At 64.3% G+C, this 17669-nt stretch carries 15 protein-coding genes; 6 read left to right on the top strand and 9 right to left on the bottom strand.

The window, feature by feature from the left end:
- Positions 1–47 precede the first annotated feature (47 nt).
- The 9 genes from R2C4_RS07820 to pyrH all read right to left on the bottom strand — a co-directional run bounded on the left by R2C4_RS07820 (position 48) and on the right by pyrH (position 9149).
- Complete coding sequence (locus R2C4_RS07820; protein WP_244940798.1) at positions 48–662, bottom strand: OmpH/Skp family outer membrane protein; 615 nt, start codon at positions 660–662, stop codon at positions 48–50.
- A gap of 4 nt (positions 663–666) precedes the next feature.
- Entirely contained in the window at positions 667–3060 is a 2394-nt protein-coding gene (gene bamA, locus R2C4_RS07815; RefSeq protein WP_141890198.1) for an outer membrane protein assembly factor BamA, read from the bottom strand.
- 128 nt (positions 3061–3188) lie between these two features.
- The gene (locus R2C4_RS21465) at positions 3189–3314 is read right to left on the bottom strand and encodes a hypothetical protein (protein ID WP_259937689.1); all 126 of its coding nucleotides are present in this window, start codon (positions 3312–3314) and stop codon (positions 3189–3191) included.
- Positions 3315–3453: 139 nt separating this feature from the next.
- Complete coding sequence (gene rseP / locus R2C4_RS07810) at positions 3454–4803, bottom strand: RIP metalloprotease RseP (RefSeq protein ID WP_141890197.1); 1350 nt, start codon at positions 4801–4803, stop codon at positions 3454–3456.
- Between the two features lie 4 nt (positions 4804–4807).
- Positions 4808–5980 (bottom strand): 1-deoxy-D-xylulose-5-phosphate reductoisomerase, encoded by a 1173-nt coding sequence (gene dxr / locus R2C4_RS07805; RefSeq protein WP_141890196.1) that lies wholly within the window; start codon positions 5978–5980, stop codon positions 4808–4810.
- A gap of 16 nt (positions 5981–5996) precedes the next feature.
- Positions 5997–6773, bottom strand: coding sequence for a phosphatidate cytidylyltransferase (locus R2C4_RS07800; protein ID WP_141890195.1), 777 nt, complete (start codon positions 6771–6773; stop codon positions 5997–5999).
- Complete coding sequence (locus R2C4_RS07795) at positions 6770–7528, bottom strand: undecaprenyl pyrophosphate synthase (protein WP_058286746.1); 759 nt, start codon at positions 7526–7528, stop codon at positions 6770–6772. Before R2C4_RS07795 ends, R2C4_RS07800 begins: the two co-directional genes overlap by 4 nt.
- A 9-nt stretch (positions 7529–7537) precedes the next feature.
- Entirely contained in the window at positions 7538–8101 is a 564-nt protein-coding gene (gene frr, locus R2C4_RS07790) for a ribosome recycling factor (protein WP_058286745.1), read from the bottom strand.
- Between the two features lie 298 nt (positions 8102–8399).
- Complete coding sequence (gene pyrH / locus R2C4_RS07785; protein ID WP_058286744.1) at positions 8400–9149, bottom strand: UMP kinase; 750 nt, start codon at positions 9147–9149, stop codon at positions 8400–8402.
- Positions 9150–9277: 128 nt separating this feature from the next.
- Between pyrH and miaA the strand changes: the two genes are divergently transcribed.
- From miaA to R2C4_RS07755, 6 genes are all read left to right on the top strand, one after another.
- Positions 9278–10138 carry a tRNA (adenosine(37)-N6)-dimethylallyltransferase MiaA gene (gene miaA / locus R2C4_RS07780; RefSeq protein ID WP_141892064.1) on the top strand — a complete coding sequence of 287 codons (861 nt, stop codon included), beginning with the start codon at positions 9278–9280 and terminating at the stop codon, positions 10136–10138.
- Between the two features lie 126 nt (positions 10139–10264).
- The gene (locus tag R2C4_RS07775; RefSeq protein WP_141890194.1) at positions 10265–11077 is read left to right on the top strand and encodes a helix-turn-helix transcriptional regulator; all 813 of its coding nucleotides are present in this window, start codon (positions 10265–10267) and stop codon (positions 11075–11077) included.
- A gap of 303 nt (positions 11078–11380) precedes the next feature.
- Complete coding sequence (locus R2C4_RS07770) at positions 11381–13045, top strand: ABC transporter substrate-binding protein (RefSeq protein WP_141890193.1); 1665 nt, start codon at positions 11381–11383, stop codon at positions 13043–13045.
- Positions 13046–13167: 122 nt separating this feature from the next.
- Complete coding sequence (locus R2C4_RS07765) at positions 13168–14220, top strand: ABC transporter permease (protein WP_058286741.1); 1053 nt, start codon at positions 13168–13170, stop codon at positions 14218–14220.
- Between the two features lie 15 nt (positions 14221–14235).
- Entirely contained in the window at positions 14236–15450 is a 1215-nt protein-coding gene (locus R2C4_RS07760) for an ABC transporter permease (protein WP_058286740.1), read from the top strand.
- Between the two features lie 102 nt (positions 15451–15552).
- Positions 15553–17643, top strand: coding sequence for a dipeptide ABC transporter ATP-binding protein (locus R2C4_RS07755; RefSeq protein WP_058286739.1), 2091 nt, complete (start codon positions 15553–15555; stop codon positions 17641–17643).
- The last annotated feature ends 26 nt before the right edge of the window (positions 17644–17669 follow it).

Genomic DNA, 17669 nt, shown 5'->3' with positions numbered 1-17669 from the left:
CTGCGCCGTCCCTAGCAAGCAGGCGGCGTTTGGGCAAGTTCGCCGGCTCAGCGATCGCCATCCTCTTGCGCCGCGCCATCCCCCAGCACCGCATCGACCCGGGCGATGGCCAGGCTGGTGATGTCGGCGGCATCCGCGCTCAGGAACACCGAGGCGTGATCGAGGATTGCGCCGGCCCCGGTCTCTCGCAGGATCTGCTGCAGCACCGGCAGCGAAGCGCTGATGAACTCGCGCCGGGCCTCTTCGCCCATCTGCGTGATTTCGCGCAGTTTCTGCTCCTGACGGCGGCGGGTGTCCTGCACTTTCTGATCAAAGGCATCGGCCAGCGCGCGGAACGCCTGCGGCTCCATCCCGCTGCGGCGCTCCGTCAGCTCCAGTTCCTCGCGGCGCAGTTCGGCCTCGATCCGGCGGTTTTCGGCGGTCAGCACCGCGCCTTCCGCCTCCATCTCCCGCTCAACCCGCTGGCCAAAGGCGCTTTCGGAGAACAGCCGCTCCGGCTGAATGGTGAGGATGCCGCTTTGCGGCAGCCCCAGCTGGTAACCGCGCCCCGGTTCCGGCGCCGGCTGCGCGGTGTCCTGCGCAACAGCGGGAGCAGCCCCGAAACAGGCCAGCGCCACGGCAAAACCGCGCGCTGCCCAACCGCCGGGAGCCTGCTGCCGCACCAGATCAGAACCTCGCCTGCAGGGTCAGATCGAAGGCCTGCTCCTCGTCAAAGTCCTCTTTCTTGAGGGCTTTGGAGAAGTTGAACCGCAGCGGTCCAAAGCCTGTGGTCCACAGGAGCGAGAAGCCGACAACGTGACGGAAGGACTGTTCGTTGCCGACGATCCGGTCGGTCGCCAGGGTGTTCACATCTTGCAACCCCCAGAGGCCGCCGACATCATAGAACAGGGCGCCGCGCAGCCCAAGTTCTTCCGGCAGGCCCAGCGGGAACTCCGCATCGAAGCGCGCAACCGCGTAATAGTTGCCGCCCAGGAAGTCATTGTAGTTGCCTCCGTTCGGATTGCCAGAACCCTGGTCCCGCGGTCCGATACCGCCGGGTTCAAACCCCCGGATCACAGAGGGGGTCAGAACAAAACGGTCAATGGTGCGGCTGTTGCCGCCGCCCTCCCATTGGAACGCACCTGCTTCCAGGGTCGCGCGAAGGGTGACCTCCTCATTCCAGATGCGGCGCTGCGCAACAAGCTTGGTGGTTGCCTTTATGTATTCGGAATCGCCGCCAAGCCCGGCGTAGTCGGCGCCGATCTCGACCAGGAAGCCGGCATTCGGATCAAGGCCGGTCAAACGGCTGTCGTACCGGTAGGTGACACCGAAGGCGCTGGAATTCAGCTCTCCCTGCGCGATTTCGCTACGGATGACCGGGCCAGCCAGATTCTGGTTGGTGTCATCATCATCGAACAGCATCTCGTCCGAGTCCCACGTGTAGCGGACCTGCAGCGACGAATCCTCGCCCGTGTTGAAGGTCAGCGCCGGGCGGAAGAAGACGCGTTTGGTCTTGTACTCCGAGAAGCTGGAATCGGTTTCGTTCAGCCCCAGGTCCAGGTCGAACTTCAGCTCCCGGCCCAGCAGATAGGGTTCGGTGAAGCCCAGGACGTAGGAATCCGATTCCGTCGCCGTCGCGATATTGAACGACAGCCGCTGGCCGCGGCCCAGGAAGTTGTTTTCGGTCAGACCGACGCTGACCCCGAAACCATCGGTAACCGAGTAGGCGCCGCCGAGGTTCAGCGAACCGGTCGGCTGTTCCTCGACGTCCACGTCGACAATGACCTGATCCGAAGAGCTGCCCTCGCGGGTCTCGACATCGGCATTGGCAAAGTAGCCCAGAGCCCGGATCCGCTCGGCGCTGTTGCGGATCGAGCGCGGGTTGAACGGGTCGCCTTCGACAGACCGGAACTGCTGGCGGATAACCCGGTCCAGCGTGGTGGTGTTGCCTTCGATGTCGATCCGCTCAACGAAGACACGCGGCCCGCGGGTCAGCACGAATTCGATATCCAGGGTCAGGTTCCGTTCGTTGCGGGTAACCCGCGGTTCGACCCGCAGAAAGTCGATCTCGTTGCGGACGGCCAGACCTTCCATCCGGTCGATCGCGTTTTCGACCAGGGTCGGCGAATAGACCACACCGGGACGGATTTTCAGGGTGGACTGGAACAGGTCGGCGTCGGCTTCCGGCATTTCGCTGGTCACCGTGATGTTGCCGAAGCGGAACTGCTGGCCCTCGGTCACATCCACCACAAGGAACACCGCGTCACGCTCCTGCGTGACTTCGGCGTTGGCGCTGTTGACGCGGAAATCCACATAGCCGCGCGACAGGTAGAAATCACGCAGCACCTGCTTGTCGAATTCCAGACGGTCTTCGATCAGCGTGTCGGAGCGGATGAAGGTGCGCAGCAGACCGGCCTGCTTGGTTTCCAGGATCCGCCGCAGGCGGCGGTCGGAATAGACCCGGTTGCCGGTGAACGACACGCGCTCCACCTCGATGGTTTCGCCTTCCGAAATCTCGAACACCAGGTCGACGCGGTTATTGCTGCGGCGGATGATGCGCGGGGTCACGCGGGAGGCCAGACGGCCCTGCACGCTGTAGGCTTCGGCAATCAGCGCCGCGTCGCGCTCTGCCTGCGAGGGGCTGAACACCCGGCGCGGTGCGGACTCGATGATGTCGCTCAGCGCGTCGTCCTTGAGGCGGCGGTTGCCCTCGAAACTGATCTGGTTGATGGTCGGGAACTCGGTGACCTTGATCACCAGCGTGCTGCCGCGCGGCACGATTTCCACTGTTTCAAATACGCCACTGTCAAGAATGCGCTGATAGGCATCGTTCAGCTCGCCTGCGCTGACCGTCTGGCCGCGCTCAATGCCGGTATAGGCGACAACAGTGGAGGTCTGAATCCGCTGATTGCCCTCCACCTGAACCGAATTGAAGCGGTAGCTTTGCGCCTCCGCCGGCAGCGGCGCCAGCGCGTAACCCAGCGCAACTGCCAGAGAAATGGCAGAAACTTTCCGGTACAAGATATTGATGCCCGACTTACGCTCACCACAGGACTTGCCTGTAACTTTCCCCCAAACCATCTTTTTTACAACCCGATTATTATAGCAGCTTTGGCAAGTGCGTACCGGGTTTGAAAGCGCTTGTCAAAACTATCAGGGCGCATTCTGGCGGCAACCGGCGCGGCGGGCTTGCGCGCCGGTTGCGGGAATCACAACGTGGCGAGCCAGGTGCCTGCGGTCAGCGCGCCAACGATGGCAAATCCGGTCAGCGCCCGGTCCCAGTTCAGCCGCATCAGCAGGCCAAGGCCGCGGTAAGAGTGCGAGAGTGTCTGCATCGGTCATCCCCCAGTTTACGTTTGCGTCTCCGCGCGGCAGCGCTGTCGCAGCCTGCGCGAATTGATAAAACGTTAACGGGGGAATGTGGCGGCAGTTGGGCGGCACTGTGGCCGCCCCTTGGCGCTGCTGCCTGCCCGCTCAGCAGAACAGGTCGTTGCCAAGCGCAAACACCATCAGCGACAGCACGATGGCAATGCCAAGCGACATCAGCACCCGCACCGCCCGGTCGCTGGGCGGACGGCCCGCCACGGCCTCATAGGCGTAGAACATCAGGTGGCCGCCATCCAGCGCCGGCACCGGGAACAGGTTCAGCAGCCCCACCGCGGTGGACAGCACCGCAATGAAGCGGATGAAGCTTTCCGCCCCCTGGCTGGCCATCGCGCCGGAGGTTTCGGCAATGCCGATCGGCCCGGACAGGTTGCAGGTGCTGATGGCGCCGGTAATCATATGCTTCAGACCCGACAGGGACGTGCCGACCACCGCCCAGACCTGGTAAGCGCCCGCCGCCAGCGACTCGCCCAGCCCGGCCTTGTCGGTGGCCGGCTCAAACGCCAGCCCGCCAATAATGCCGATCCGCCAGCGGGTGGCAAAACCGCCGTCGGGCAGCGGTTCATCCGTGCGCCGCGGCGCCAGGGCCATCTCGACCGTTTCGCCGTCGCGCAGCACATCCAGCACCAGCACCTTGCCGTCCGCCGCTTCGACAAGCTCCTTCAGCTGATCAAAAGACACCAGCGATGTGCCGTCCACCGCGACGATCAGGTCATCCGGCTGCAGCCCGGCATCCGAAGCCGCGCTGCGCGGCACCACGCCGCGCACGTACGGCGGGTACAGATACGGGCCGCTGACGCTGAGTTCCGCGCCGTCGCGGCGCACCTGATAGTCCAGCGGCTGCTGCTGCGGCAGCGCCGTGCGGAAATCTTCCCAGGCTTCGGTGTCCAGATAGCTCGGCACCGGCAGGCCGCCTGCGGAGATCAGCTCATCCCCCTGCTGCAGACCGTTTTCAACACCGGCCATCGGCGCCATGTCCCCGACGGTCAGCGGATCGCGCATCACCCCCTGCGACATCGCCACGGCGGCAAAGATGATGGCCGACATCACGAAGTTGAACAAAGGGCCGGCCGCAACCGTTGCCGAGCGGGCCCACAGGGGCGCGCCATGCATGGTCCGGCGCAGCGCCGCCGGGTCCTCGGCGGCCGCCTGCATCGCCTCGGCATCCTTGCCAGAGGCCGCATCGGCATCGCCCAGAAACTTCACATAGCCGCCAAAAGGCAGCGCCGCGATCTGCCAGCGGGTGCCGTGCCTGTCCACCCGGCTCCAAAGCACCGGGCCGAACCCGAGGGAGAACACTTCTGCGTGAATGCCCGACCAGCGGCCGACGATGTAGTGGCCGTACTCATGCACAGCCACAATCACCGACAGCGCGACGACAAAGCTGGCGATCGTATAAAGAAAACCGCCAAACTGCGGGACAAAAGCCAAAATGTCCAAAGATCTACCCTATTTGTTTTTCTGCGGCCCTGGCAGCCTCTTGCCGTGCGAGATGGTCAACCCGGGTCACGTTATCAAGTGTCATTGCAGCATCAATCAGGCTGCTCTCTGCCGCGAAACGCTCCAGCACGGCTTCGGTTACTGCCGCCATGCCGGTGAAACGGATGCGGCCTGCGATGAACGCGTCCAGCGCCTGTTCCTTGGCAGCATTGAAGGCCGCGCCCATCATGCCGCCGCGCTCCATCACCTCATAGGCCAGCCGCAGCGCCGGATAGCGGGCGGGGTCCGGGGCGCGGAAGTTCAGCTGACCGATGCGGGCGAGGTCCAGCCGCTCTACCGGCAGGTGCTGGCGGTCCGGCCAATGCAGCGCATAGCCGATGGCGTGCCGCATGTCGGCGGCCCCCAGATGCGCCATCAGCGCCCCGTCGTTGAAGCCGACCAGCGCATGAACCAGGGATTCGGGATGCACCAGCACTTCGATCTGATCCGGGCGGACGCCAAAGTATTCCCGGGTTTCAATGACTTCCAGCGCCTTGTTGAACATCGATGCGCTGTCGATGGTAATCCGCTGCCCCATGTCCCAGTTGGGGTGCGAGGACGCCTGCGCCAGGGTTGCCTTGGGCAGATCCTCCAGCGGCCAATCGCGGAACGCGCCGCCGGAGGCGGTGATGACGATCCGCTCGACGGCTTCGATGTCCTCGCCCACCAGCCCCTGAAACACCGCCGAATGCTCGCTGTCCACCGGCAGCAGCCGGGCGCCGTGCTTCTCGGCCGTCTCCAGCAGCAGCCGGCCCGCGCAGACCAGCGATTCCTTGTTGGCCAGCGCCAGGGTGGTGCCGTGTTTCAGCGCCTCCAGCCCCGGCGCCAGACCGGCCGCGCCGACGATGGCCGACATGATCCAGTCCGCCGGGCGCGCCGCCGCCTCGACCAGGGCCGCCTGCCCGGCGGCCGCCTCCACGCCGGAGCCTGCCAGCGCCGCCCGCAGATCCGGCAGGCGGTCGTCATAGGCGGTAACGGCCACATCCGCCTGCAGCGCAATGGCATCCTCTGCCAGCCGCGCGATATTCGCGCCGCCGGTCAGGGCCACCACGTCATAGGCACCCGGCGCGCGCCGGATCAGGTCGATGGTGTTCTGCCCAATCGACCCGGTGGCGCCGAAAATCGAAACTTTCCGCATAATTCTTCCTGCCTGGTTATCCCCAGATGGCGGTCACGGCCAGGAACATGGCCGCAGCGCCCAGCATTCCGTCGAACCGGTCGAACAGCCCGCCGTGGCCCGGAATCAGCGCGCTGGAATCCTTGACGCCCATCTTCCGTTTCAGCGCGCTTTCTGCGACATCGCCAGCCTGGCTGGCCATCGACAGCAGCACCGACAGCACCACGATGCCAAAGCCCAGACCCTCTTGCGCGGTAAAGACCGCCCCCACCAGCGCAGCGGCCAGCCAGCCGGCGGCGGTGCCGCTCCAGGTTTTCTTGGGGCTGACCCGCGGCCAGAACTTGGGCCCGCCAATGGCCTTGCCCGCGAAGTAGCCCGCCACATCGGTCGCCACCACGACGCCAATGAGCCACAGCATCCATTCGATCCCCATCTGGCCGCGCAGCCAGATAAAGCCAAAGCCGGCAAACAGCACCCAGATCGCGCAGCCGGAGAAATAATGGCGGTTGCGATCGAACTGGCTGAACCCGGCCGCAACCGGCGCCGCCAGCAAGGGCACCACCCAGATCACCGGCAAGAGGGACGCCAGCAGAACCGCCGCGGCAGAAACCGCGCCGAGCTGCAGCGCAAGGCCGCCGCGGTCCGACGCCAGCATCCGCACCAGTTCCCAGATCATGCCGCCGCAGCACAGCGCGATCACCGCATCAAACACCAGACCGCCGGCCCAGACGGCATAGCCGCCCGCCAGGACCATCACGATGGCCGACAGAACCCGCGGCAGAAGGTCGGCCCAGCGGCCCCTGTCAGCGCTCATGTCTTGACAGCCCCGAACCGGCGCTCGCGGCGGCCATAGCTGCCGCACAGCCGCGCCAGTTCCTCAGCCGTGAAATCCGGCCACAGGGTGTCGATGAACTCATACTCCGCATAGGCCGACTGCCATAGCAGGAAGTTCGAAATCCGCGCCTCGCCGCTGGTGCGGATCACCAGATCCGGGTCCGGCAGCACGTGGGTGTCCAGATAGCGCGGCAGGGTTTCCTCATCGACCTTTTCCGGGTCCAGGCGGCCCTCGGCCACATCCCGCGCCAGCCGCTTGGTGGCGCGGGCCACCTCGTCGCGGCCGCCATAGTTCAGCGCGATGGTCAGCTGGGTGCCGCTGTTGCCTTCGGTCTTGCGCTCCAGCTTGTCCATCAGGTCAATCAGCTTGGCGTCCAGCCGCACCCGGTCGCCGATAAAGCGCACCCGGACGTTCTTTTCCGCCAAGGCATTCATTTCCTTGGAGATATAGCGGCGGAACAGGCTCATCAGACCGGCGACTTCGGTCTGCGTGCGCTTCCAGTTCTCGGTCGAGAAGGCAAAGATGGTCAGGTATTCGACGCCCAGACCTGGGCAGCACTCGACAACTTCACGAACCCGGCGCGCGCCGGCATGGTGGCCGAACAGCCGCGGCCGCCCGCGGGCCTGCGCCCAGCGGCCATTGCCGTCCATGATGATGGCCACATGGCGCGGGCCGGAGCGGGCCGCCGGAACCGGTCCGGCGGGGCTCATCTGCGGATTTGCATCTCCCGGCATAATGCGCCGTCAGACCTGCATGATCTCGGCTTGCTTGGTCTCAAGCGCCTCGTCCACATGCTTGATCATCTTGTCGGTCAGCTCCTGCACCTCGGCTTCCCAGAACTTCTGATCGTCTTCCGACATGCCGTCGGTCTTGGCCTTCTTGATCTGGTCCATGCCGTCGCGGCGGACATTGCGGATCGACACGCGGGCGTGCTCGGCGTACTGGCCGGCCACCTTGGTCAGCTCGCGGCGGCGTTCCTCGTTCAGCTCCGGGATCGGCAGCATGATGATGGTGCCGTTGAGCTGCGGGTTGATGCCCAGGCCGGATTCGCGGATCGCCTTTTCCACCTTTCCGACCAGGCCCTTGTCCCAGACGTTGATGGTGACCATGCGCGGCTCCGGCACGTTGACGGTGCCGACCTGGTTGATCGGCGTCATCGCGCCATAGGCATCCACCATCACCGGCTCCAGCATCGAGGCCGAGGCCCGGCCGGTGCGCAGGGAGGCAAATTCGGTGCGCAGATTGGCCATGGCGCCATCCATGCGGCGTTTCAGATCGTCGGTATCCAGTTCAAATTCATCAGACATGCTGCTCTCTCCCCTTATCTGAGGCGGTCTTCACTTGGCTCATAAGCCATTGGAAGGCTGATGTATAGCGATCATGGGGAGGATTTGCCGCAACTTCCCGCCCAAAGCGGAGCCCCGGCGCCTGCTCCCGCATACCTCCAAATAGCCCGCCCGCCGCGTTTTTCCTGCGATTGCTGCGGCGGCGCGCGGGCAGAATGCGGCCTGCTGGAGCCTGGGCGCAGAGGGTAATTGGCGGCAGGATAAAAAACGCGGGCCAAATCGCTGGCCCGCGTCCGGATTTCATCAAGGCTGCGGGCGCTTAGCCCTGGACCTTGGTGTAGGTCCCCTTGCCCGACAGAATACCGCGGAAGCCGCCCGGCTCATCCAGCGGGAACACGATCAGCGGCAGGTTGTTGTCGCGCGCCAGGGCAATAGCGGAGGCATCCATTACCTTCAGCCGCTTGGCAAAGACATCATCATAGCTGATTTCATCATACCGCACCGCATCGGGGTGCACCTTGGGGTCCTTGTCATAGACACCGTCGACGCCGTTCTTGCCCATGAAGATCGCCTCGCAGGCCATCTCGTTGGCGCGCAGGGTCGCGGCGGTGTCGGTGGTGAAATAGGGGTTGCCGGTTCCGGCCGCAAAGATGCAGACCCGCTTCTTCTCCAAGTGGCGCACGGCGCGGCGGCGGATATAGGGTTCCGCCACTTCATCCATGCGGATCGCCGAGATCACCCGGGTGAAGACGCCCATGCCCTCCAGCGCCGACTGCATCGCCAGCGCGTTCATCACCGTGGCCAGCATCCCCATGTAGTCGGCGGTGGTGCGTTCCATCCCCTGGGCCGAGCCAGAGAGGCCGCGGAAGATGTTGCCGCCGCCGATCACCATGCAGATCTCGACCCCCATGTCGCGCACCGATTTCACCTCGCGGGCGATGCGCTGCACGGTCGGCGGGTGCAGGCCGAACCCCTGGTCGCCCATCAATGCCTCGCCGGAAATTTTCAGCATGACGCGTTTATAGGCGGCGGCCGGATCCAGATCCGGCTTGTCTTGCGGTTGAGGCATGTTGCGCTCCAGAAGATGTGAGGGTTAATTTGCGCGCAAAATGGAGTAATTCGCTGCCGGTTTCAATCCGCGCAGCGCGGTTTCCGCCGAGAATTGCGGAACCGGCCTTGGAAACGGACCGCACCCGCATGACCCTGCCCGACACCGACCCGGATTTGCCTGTGCTGATTGCAGGCCCCACCGCCTCCGGGAAATCCGCGCTGGCGCTGGAAATTGCCGCGCGCCAGGGTGGTGTTATCGTCAACGCCGACGCCAGCCAGCTTTATGACTGCTGGCGGGTGATCACCGCCCGCCCCTCGCCTGAGGAGGAGGCCCGGGCGCCGCACGCGCTGTACGGCCATGTGGCCTATGACGCCGAATATTCCGCCGGCCATTGGCTGCGCGAGGTGCTGCCGCTGCTGGACGGGCCGGAGCGGCCGATTATCGTCGGCGGCACCGGCCTGTACTTTACCGCCCTGACCGAAGGCATGGCCGACATCCCGCCCACACCGGCCGCAGTGCGGGCAGAAGGCGACGCCCTGCCGCTGGAGGTGCTCCGGGCAGAGCTGGACCCCAAAACCGCCAGCCGCATCGACCTGCAGAACCGTGCCCGGGTGCAGCGCGCCTGGGAGGTGCTGAAGGCCACCGGGCGGCCGCTGGCCAGCTGGCAGGACGACACCCCTGCCCCGGCGCTGCCGCTGTCCCGCTGCACCGCAATGGTGCTGAACTCCGGTAAGGACTGGCTGGAGGCCCGCATCCGCAAACGGTTCGGCCTGATGCTGGATCAGGGCGCAATGGCGGAGATTGAGGCGATGCAGGACCGCTACGACCCCGCCCTGCCCTCCTGCAAGGCGATCGGCGTGCCGGAGCTGATGGGCTATGCCCGGGGGCAGCTTACGCTGGCAGAAGCCGAAGAGCGCGCCGCCATCGCCACCCGTCGGTTTGCCAAGCGCCAGCGCAGCTGGTTCCGCGCCCGGATGAAGGACTGGCACCAGGTGGCACTGCCCTAGCCGGGCGCCGCCAACGCGGCGGTTCAGTAAAACCCAAATCAATTTCCGCTTCACTCGGCGGAAACTTGCCAGAATCAGCGTTTTCTGGCCTGTTGCGGCAAATCTTTTTTATGCCCAAGGCAACAGATGCCATTTGATCCAGACTTCTCCGCGGACATTCACGCCGCCCCGTTGGCCAGCCTGAGCCCGGACGGCGCCTGGCAAACCGCCCTGTCGCACAGCCGCAGCGACCACCTGCTGATCTGGATCACCCGCGGACAGGGCCGCATGTGCCTCAATGGCGGGCAGCGCGGGTTCGGACCGCACAGCGCCATCTTCATCCCGGCCGACACGCTGTGGTCCGCCGAATTCTCCCGCCAGTGCCTGGGTCACGTGCTGACAGTGACCGGCCCGCTGCTGCCGCCCTTTCCCGCATCGTCCTGCCATAAGCGCGTCACCAGCCTGCAGGAGCAAACCCGGCTGACCAGCTTGTTCGAGGCAATCAGCCGCGAGCAGTCGGCCCAGGCGCCGTTCTGGCGCCGCGCCGTGCAGGCGCATTGCGAACTGGCCGCCATTTCCCTGCGCCGCCAGCCGGACCCCGGCGGCCGGGCCGCGCGGCAGACGGCGGCGCAGCGCTTGTGCCTGGCCTATTGCCAGCAGGTGGCCGGGTTGCAGGACCGGCAGGCGACCATGGCGGACCATGCCGCAGCGCTGAAGGTGACACCGACACACCTGACCCGGGTCTGCAAGGCCGAAACCGGCAAGACCGCCGCCGCGCTGCTGACCGAGCGTCAGCTGCATTCCGCCCGCAGCCTGCTGATCGCCTCTGACCTGCCCATCCGCGATATCGCCAGCCAGCTGGGCTTCGGAAGCGCCGCCTATTTCACCAGGTTCATCACCCAGCACACCGGCCAGCCCCCCAGCGCCCTGCGCAAAACGGCACGCGCGAAATCCCAATAGGTTGATTCGCCAGCAGATTCTTGCATCTTTGGCGCTTGGCGCTGGAATCCGCCCCCGTACTGGGCAGTTTTGAACAGTATGCCGCCGCATGCCCTTTCCATTCATGAAAACGACGCCGCAAATGTCGTATTTATGCGGTGAAACGGCGAAACAGTGCATTGACGAAAGAGCATATCTCTGCCCGAATACAGCTATGGGGAAACTTTAATCCAAAACGCGCTTCACAAGGCGCTCAGCAAGCCGCTGAGCCGATAGGCGTTTCGCAAGATAATTAAGATCAAACGCTACAACAGGGAGACCTAGATGACCAAAGACACCATCAACGGAGCACCGGTGCATTGGGCCGCCAAAATGCATGCCAAGGAAGTGTTCGAAGGCAAGCTCGACCGCCGCGAATTCCTGACCCGCGCAACCGCGCTGGGGGTCACCGCAACCGCAGCCTATGGCATGATCGGCATGACGGCGCCGGCCAAGGCCGCCGAGGGCATGCAGGACGGCGGCACCCTGCGCGTGCAGATGAGCGTGCGCCCGCTGAAGGACCCGCGCACCTATGACTGGTCGGAAATGGGCAACCAGACCCGCGGCACCCTGGAATACCTGGTTGAGTACAACAACGACGGCTCGTTCAGCCCGATGCTGCTGGAAAGCTGGGAAATCAACGAAGACGCCACCGTTTACACGCTGAATGTCCGTCAGGGCGTCAAGTGGAACAACGGCGACGACTTCACCGCCGAGGACGTGGCCCGCAACATCGAAGGCTGGTGCGACAAGTCGGTTGAGGGCAACTCCATGGCCGGCCGTTTCGGCACCCTGATCGACGAGGCCTCCGGCAAGGCCGTGGAGGGCGGCATCGAAGTGATCGACGGCCATACCGTGAGGCTGAACCTGCCGTCCTCAGACATCTCGCTGATTGCCGGCATGTCCGACTATCCGGCGGCCGTCGTGCACTCCAGCTACCAGAACGACGACTTCCTCTCCAACGTGGGCACCGGCCCGTACCTGCTGAGCGAGCTGGAAGTGGGTGTGAAGGCCACGCTGGAACGCAACGCCGATCACGCCTGGTGGGGCGAGTCCGTCTTTGGCAAGCCCGCCCTGGACCGCATCGAATACATCGACTTCGGCACCGACCCGTCGTCATGGATGGCGGCGCTGGAATCCGACGAAGTCGATATGCTGCATGAATCCGTGGGCGAATTCATCGACGTTCTGGACGGCCTTGGCTATCAGAAATCCGAGGTTGTCACCATGGCAACCCTGGTGATCCGCCCGAACCAGCTGGCGGAAATCGACGGCAAGAAACCCTACGCCGACAAACGCGTCCGCAAGGCCATCCAGATGGCCGTGGACAACGCTGTCTGCCTGGAGCTGGGCTATGGCGGCCGCGGCGAGCCGGCCGAAAACCACCATGTCGGCCCGATCCACCCGGAATACGCGGAACTGCCGCCGCTGCAGGCCGATCCCGAAGCCGCCCGCGCGCTGATGGAAGAGGCCGGCATGATGGACTTTGAGCACGAACTGCTGTCCATCGACGACGACTGGCGCCGCAATACCACCGACGCGGTGGCAGCGCAGATGCGCGATGCCGGGTTCAAGGTGAAGCGGACGGTTCTGCCGGGCTCGACCTTCTGGAACGACTGGGTGAAGTATCCGTTCAGCTCCACCAACTGGAACCACCGTCCGCTGGGCGTTCAGATCTGGGCGCTGGCCTATAAATCGGGTGAGGCATGGAACGAATTCGGCTGGTCCAACCCCGAGTTCGACGCGCTGCTGACCGAAGCGCTGTCCATCGCCGACGCCGACAAGCGCCGCGAGATCGCCAAGAAGGGCGAGATGCTGATCCAGGAGGAAGGCGTCACCATCCAGCCCTACTGGCGCTCGCTGTACCGCCATCTGCGTGAAGGCGTCGCCGGAGCCGACATGCACATCGCGTTTGAGCATCACCACTACAAGTGGGGCTGGGCCGCCTGAAAGGCGCCCCGGACCGCTCCGGCCTCCTGCACCGCCCCGCCCGGGGCGGTGCGCTCCAGCTAAGACGATAAGAGACCCGCGCCTGCAACCGGGTCCGATCCGCCAGACTGACAGGGGACCCCATGGGACTTTTCATTCTCCGACGCTCGGGCGTGATGCTGCTGACGGCCCTGTGCCTGACGTTCATCGTGTTTTTCCTGACGAACCTCTACCCGAACCTCGAAAAACTCGCCAAGACCCAGGGCAATTTCCGGATGTCGGACGAAGCTGTGGCCAGCTGGCTGGACGCCAACGGCTATGGCGGCTCCATGGTCTCGAAGTACGGCCAGTGGCTCGGCGTGCTGCCGGGCTGGACCCGGGAAACCGAAAAAGGCGTGACCGGCCGCTGCATCACCGGCACCGCCAGTGCCGAACAGGCCGCCGAAGCGCCAACCTTCTGCGGCATTCTGCAGGGCGACTGGGGCTATTCCACACGGTTCAAGGATGAAGTCTCCGACATCATCTCCGAACGTCTCGGCAACACCGGGCTGCTGATGTTCTGGGTGCTGATGCTGATGGTGCCCTCGGCGCTGCTGATCGGCGTTCTGGCCGGGATGCGCGAGGGCACGGCCACCGACCGCACCCTGTCCACCGCGTCGATCCTGACCACGGCGACGCCGGAATATGTCTCCGGCGTGATCTTCATCGCTGTCTTCACCTCCTCCACAGTCGGGCTGAAATGGTTCAAGGGCACCGCCACCTCGGCGATGGACAACCCGAATTTCGAAAACTTCTTCCTGCCGGTGCTGACCATTGCGCTCTACGGCATGGGATACATTGCCCGGATGACCCGCGCCTCGATGACCGAAGTGATGACCGCGCAATATATCCGCACCGCGCGCCTCAAGGGGGTGAGCTTTCACAACATCGTTCTGAAGCATGCGCTGAGGAACGCGCTGATCGCCCCCTTCACCGTCATCATGCTGCAGTTCCCCTGGCTGCTGAACGGCGTGGTGATCGTCGAGACCCTGTTCAACTACAAGGGCTTCGGCTGGGTTCTGGTGGAAGCGGCGGGCAACAACGACATCGAACTGCTGCTGGCCGTCTCCGTGGTCTCAGTTGTCGTGGTGCTGGTCACTCAGCTGATTTCCGACATCGGCTATGTGTACCTGAACCCGCGTATCCGGATCTCTTGAGGAAGGCAGCTGAGCATGGAACCCCTTGGTTTTTTTGAAATCGCCCTGCGGATCATCTACCAGCTGTCGCCGGTCTGGATTTCGATGGTGATCCTGTTTGCCCTCTCGATCGGCTTCAAGCGGCGGCTGGGCCTGTACGGCAAGCTGTTTGACAGCCCCATCGGCATGATCGGCTTTGCGCTGGTGATGTTCTGGGTGTTCACCGGCATCTACGGCGCCATGGACATGATCGTCACCCACGACCCGCTGTCCCAGGTCTCGGGCATGAAGAACAAGCTGCCCGGCACCCCGGTGCCCGGCGCCGGCGAAGGCGAATACCCGTACTATCTGCTGGGTGGCGACAACCTGGCCCGCGATGTCTTCAGCCGCCTGGTAAAAGGCGCCTGGGAAGTCATCAAGATCGCCCCGATGGCCGCGGTTTTTGCCTTTATGGTCGGCATCACCCTGGGCCTGCCCGCGGGCTATTACGGCGGCAAGCTGGACACGTTCCTGTCCTTTGCGGCGAACCTGATCCTGGCGTTCCCGGTGATCCTGCTGTTCTACCTGCTGGTGACGCCCGAGATCGTGGCCACCGGCGTGCCGAACTATATGGCGATCGTTCTGTTCATCTTCCCGATCATCTTTGTCGGGGTGCTGCTGAATTCGCGCTATTACACCCGCCCCAAGCTGCGCAACTGGCTGCTGCCGGTCGTGCTTGGCACCATCATCTGGTTCTACCTGCAGCTGGTCTCCAATGGCGGCTACCTGATCAACACGCCGGAATATGCCATCTGGGGCCTGCCCCGGGCGATGGATATGTTCGACATCCCCGGCGGCATCCTGGTGGTGTTCGTGTCGGTGGTCTTCGTCAACTCGCCCACGGTGTTCCGCATCGTGCGCGGCCTGACCCTGGACATCAAAACCCGCGACTATGTGGCTGCCGCCCAGACCCGCGGCGAGGGCCCCTGGTACATCATGCTGTGGGAGATCCTGCCCAACGCCCGCGGGCCGCTGATCGTCGATTTCTGCCTGCGCATCGGCTATACCACCATCCTCCTGGGCACCTTGGGCTTCTTCGGCCTTGGCCTGCCGCCGGAAAGCCCGGACTGGGGCTCGACCATCAATGACGGGCGCAAGCTGTTGTCGATCTACCTGCACCCGGCCCTGCCGCCCGCCTTCGCGCTCCTGACGCTGGTTCTGGGGTTGAACCTGCTGGCCGACGGCCTGCGCGAAGAGAGCCTGAAAGACTGATCCGAACCGGCGGGACCGGGGGCCAGCCCCCGGACCCCCGGGATATTTGAGGCCAGAAGAAAGCGATCCGGTTCCTTCCAGCCTCAACAGGGAGACGAAAACATGACCAAAATGGCAGACTATAACGGCCCGATCCTGGAAATTGACAAACTGTCGATCTCCTTTTTCACCCGGCTGCGCGAAATCCCCGCGGTGATGGACTTCTCCGTGGCGGTGCAGCCGGGCGAGGCCGTGGGCCTGGTCGGCGAAAGCGGCTGCGGCAAATCCACTGTGGCGCTGGGGGTGATGCAGGACCTGGGCAAGAACGGCCGCATTGTCGGCGGCACCATCAAGTTCAAGGGCCGCGATCTGAGCGAGATGAGCGCCGAGGAGCTGCGCGGCATCCGCGGCAACGAGATCGCGATGATCTATCAGGAGCCGATGGCCTCGCTCAACCCGGCGATGAGGATCGGCAAGCAACTGATGGAAGTGCCGGTGATCCACGAGGGCGTCAGCGAAAAGGAAGCCTATCAGCGCGCCCTTGAGGTGGTCACAGACGTGCGCCTGCCCGACCCGGAGCGGATTCTGAACTCCTTCCCACACCAGCTGTCGGGCGGCCAGCAGCAGCGCATCGTGATTGCAATGGCGCTGATGTCGAAACCCTCGCTGCTGATCCTGGATGAGCCCACCACCGCGCTGGACGTGACGGTGGAGGCCGCAGTGGTCGAGCTGGTCAAGGACCTGGGCAAGAAATACGGCACCTCGATGCTGTTCATCAGCCACAACCTCGGCCTGGTGCTGGAGACCTGCGACCGTATCTGCGTGATGTATTCCGGCGAGGCGGTGGAGCGCGGCTCGATCCACGATGTCTTTGACGAGATGCAGCACCCCTATACCCAGGCACTGTTCCGCTCGATCCCGCTGCCCGGCGCCGACAAGAATGCGCGCCCCCTGGTGGCGATCCCGGGCAACTTCCCCCTGCCCCACGAGCGCCCGCCCGGCTGCAACTTCGGCCCCCGCTGCGACTATTTCGAGGAGGGCCGCTGCGACGCGGACCGGGTGATCCCGATGGCGCCGGTGCATGGAAACGACCGGCATGAAACCCGCTGTCTGCGGTTCGAGGAAATTGACTGGAACGCGCCGCTGACCCTAGCGGATCAGAAAGAGAAGATGCCACCCGGCAAGGTGATCCTGAAGATGGAGAACCTCAAGAAATATTATGAGGTTGCCGCCAATGCGCTGTTCGGCGGCGGCGAAAAGAAGGTGGTGAAGGCCAACGAGACGCTGAGCTTCGAGGCGCGCGAATCCGAAACCCTCGCCATCGTCGGCGAATCCGGCTGCGGCAAATCCACCTTTGCCAAAGTGCTGATGGGGCTGGAAACCGCAACCGAGGGCCAGATCCTGCTGGACAACCGCAACATCGAGCAGATCCCGATCGAGGAGCGCGACACCAAGACGATCTCCGACGTGCAGATGGTGTTCCAGAACCCGTTCGACACGCTGAACCCGTCGATGACCGTCGGCCGCCAGATCATGCGGGCGCTGGAGATTTTCGGTGTCGGCGGGTCCGAGGCCGAACGGCGCCGCAGGATGCTGGAGCTTCTGGACTTGGTGAAGCTGCCGCGCGCCTTTGCCGACCGGATGCCGCGGCAGCTGTCCGGCGGCCAAAAGCAGCGCGTCGGCATCGCCCGTGCCTTTGCCGGCGGCGCCCGCATCGTGGTAGCGGACGAACCCGTCTCGGCGCTGGACGTGTCGGTGCAGGCTGCCGTCACCGACCTGTTGATGGAGATCCAGCGCAAGGAAAAGACCACGCTTCTGTTCATCTCGCACGACCTGTCAATCGTGCGCTACCTGTCGGACCGGGTGATGGTGATGTATCTCGGCCATGTGGTGGAGCTGGGCACCACCGATCAGGTCTTTGCGCCGCCTTACCACCCCTACACCGAGGCCTTGCTGTCGGCGGTGCCGATTGCCGACACCTCGGTCGTGAAGGAGCACATCGTGCTGGAGGGCGATATCCCCTCGGCCATGAACCCGCCGCCGGGCTGCCCGTTCCAGACCCGCTGCCGCTGGAAGTCCGAAGTGCCGGGCGGTTTGTGCGAACGCGAGGTGCCGCCGGTGCGCCAGCTGGGCGGCGGCCATCAGGTCAAGTGCCACCTGAGCGACGAGGTGCTGGAACGGATGAAACCGGTGATCAAGGTCGCTGCGGAGTAAACTCCGGCGGCAGGTGCCGTGCATAA

Origin of the sequence: Leisingera aquaemixtae, from assembly GCF_006740765.1 — a bacterium.
In the GTDB taxonomy this organism is placed as follows: domain Bacteria; phylum Pseudomonadota; class Alphaproteobacteria; order Rhodobacterales; family Rhodobacteraceae; genus Leisingera; species Leisingera aquaemixtae.
This window is presented reverse-complemented; position numbering and strand designations above follow the sequence as displayed.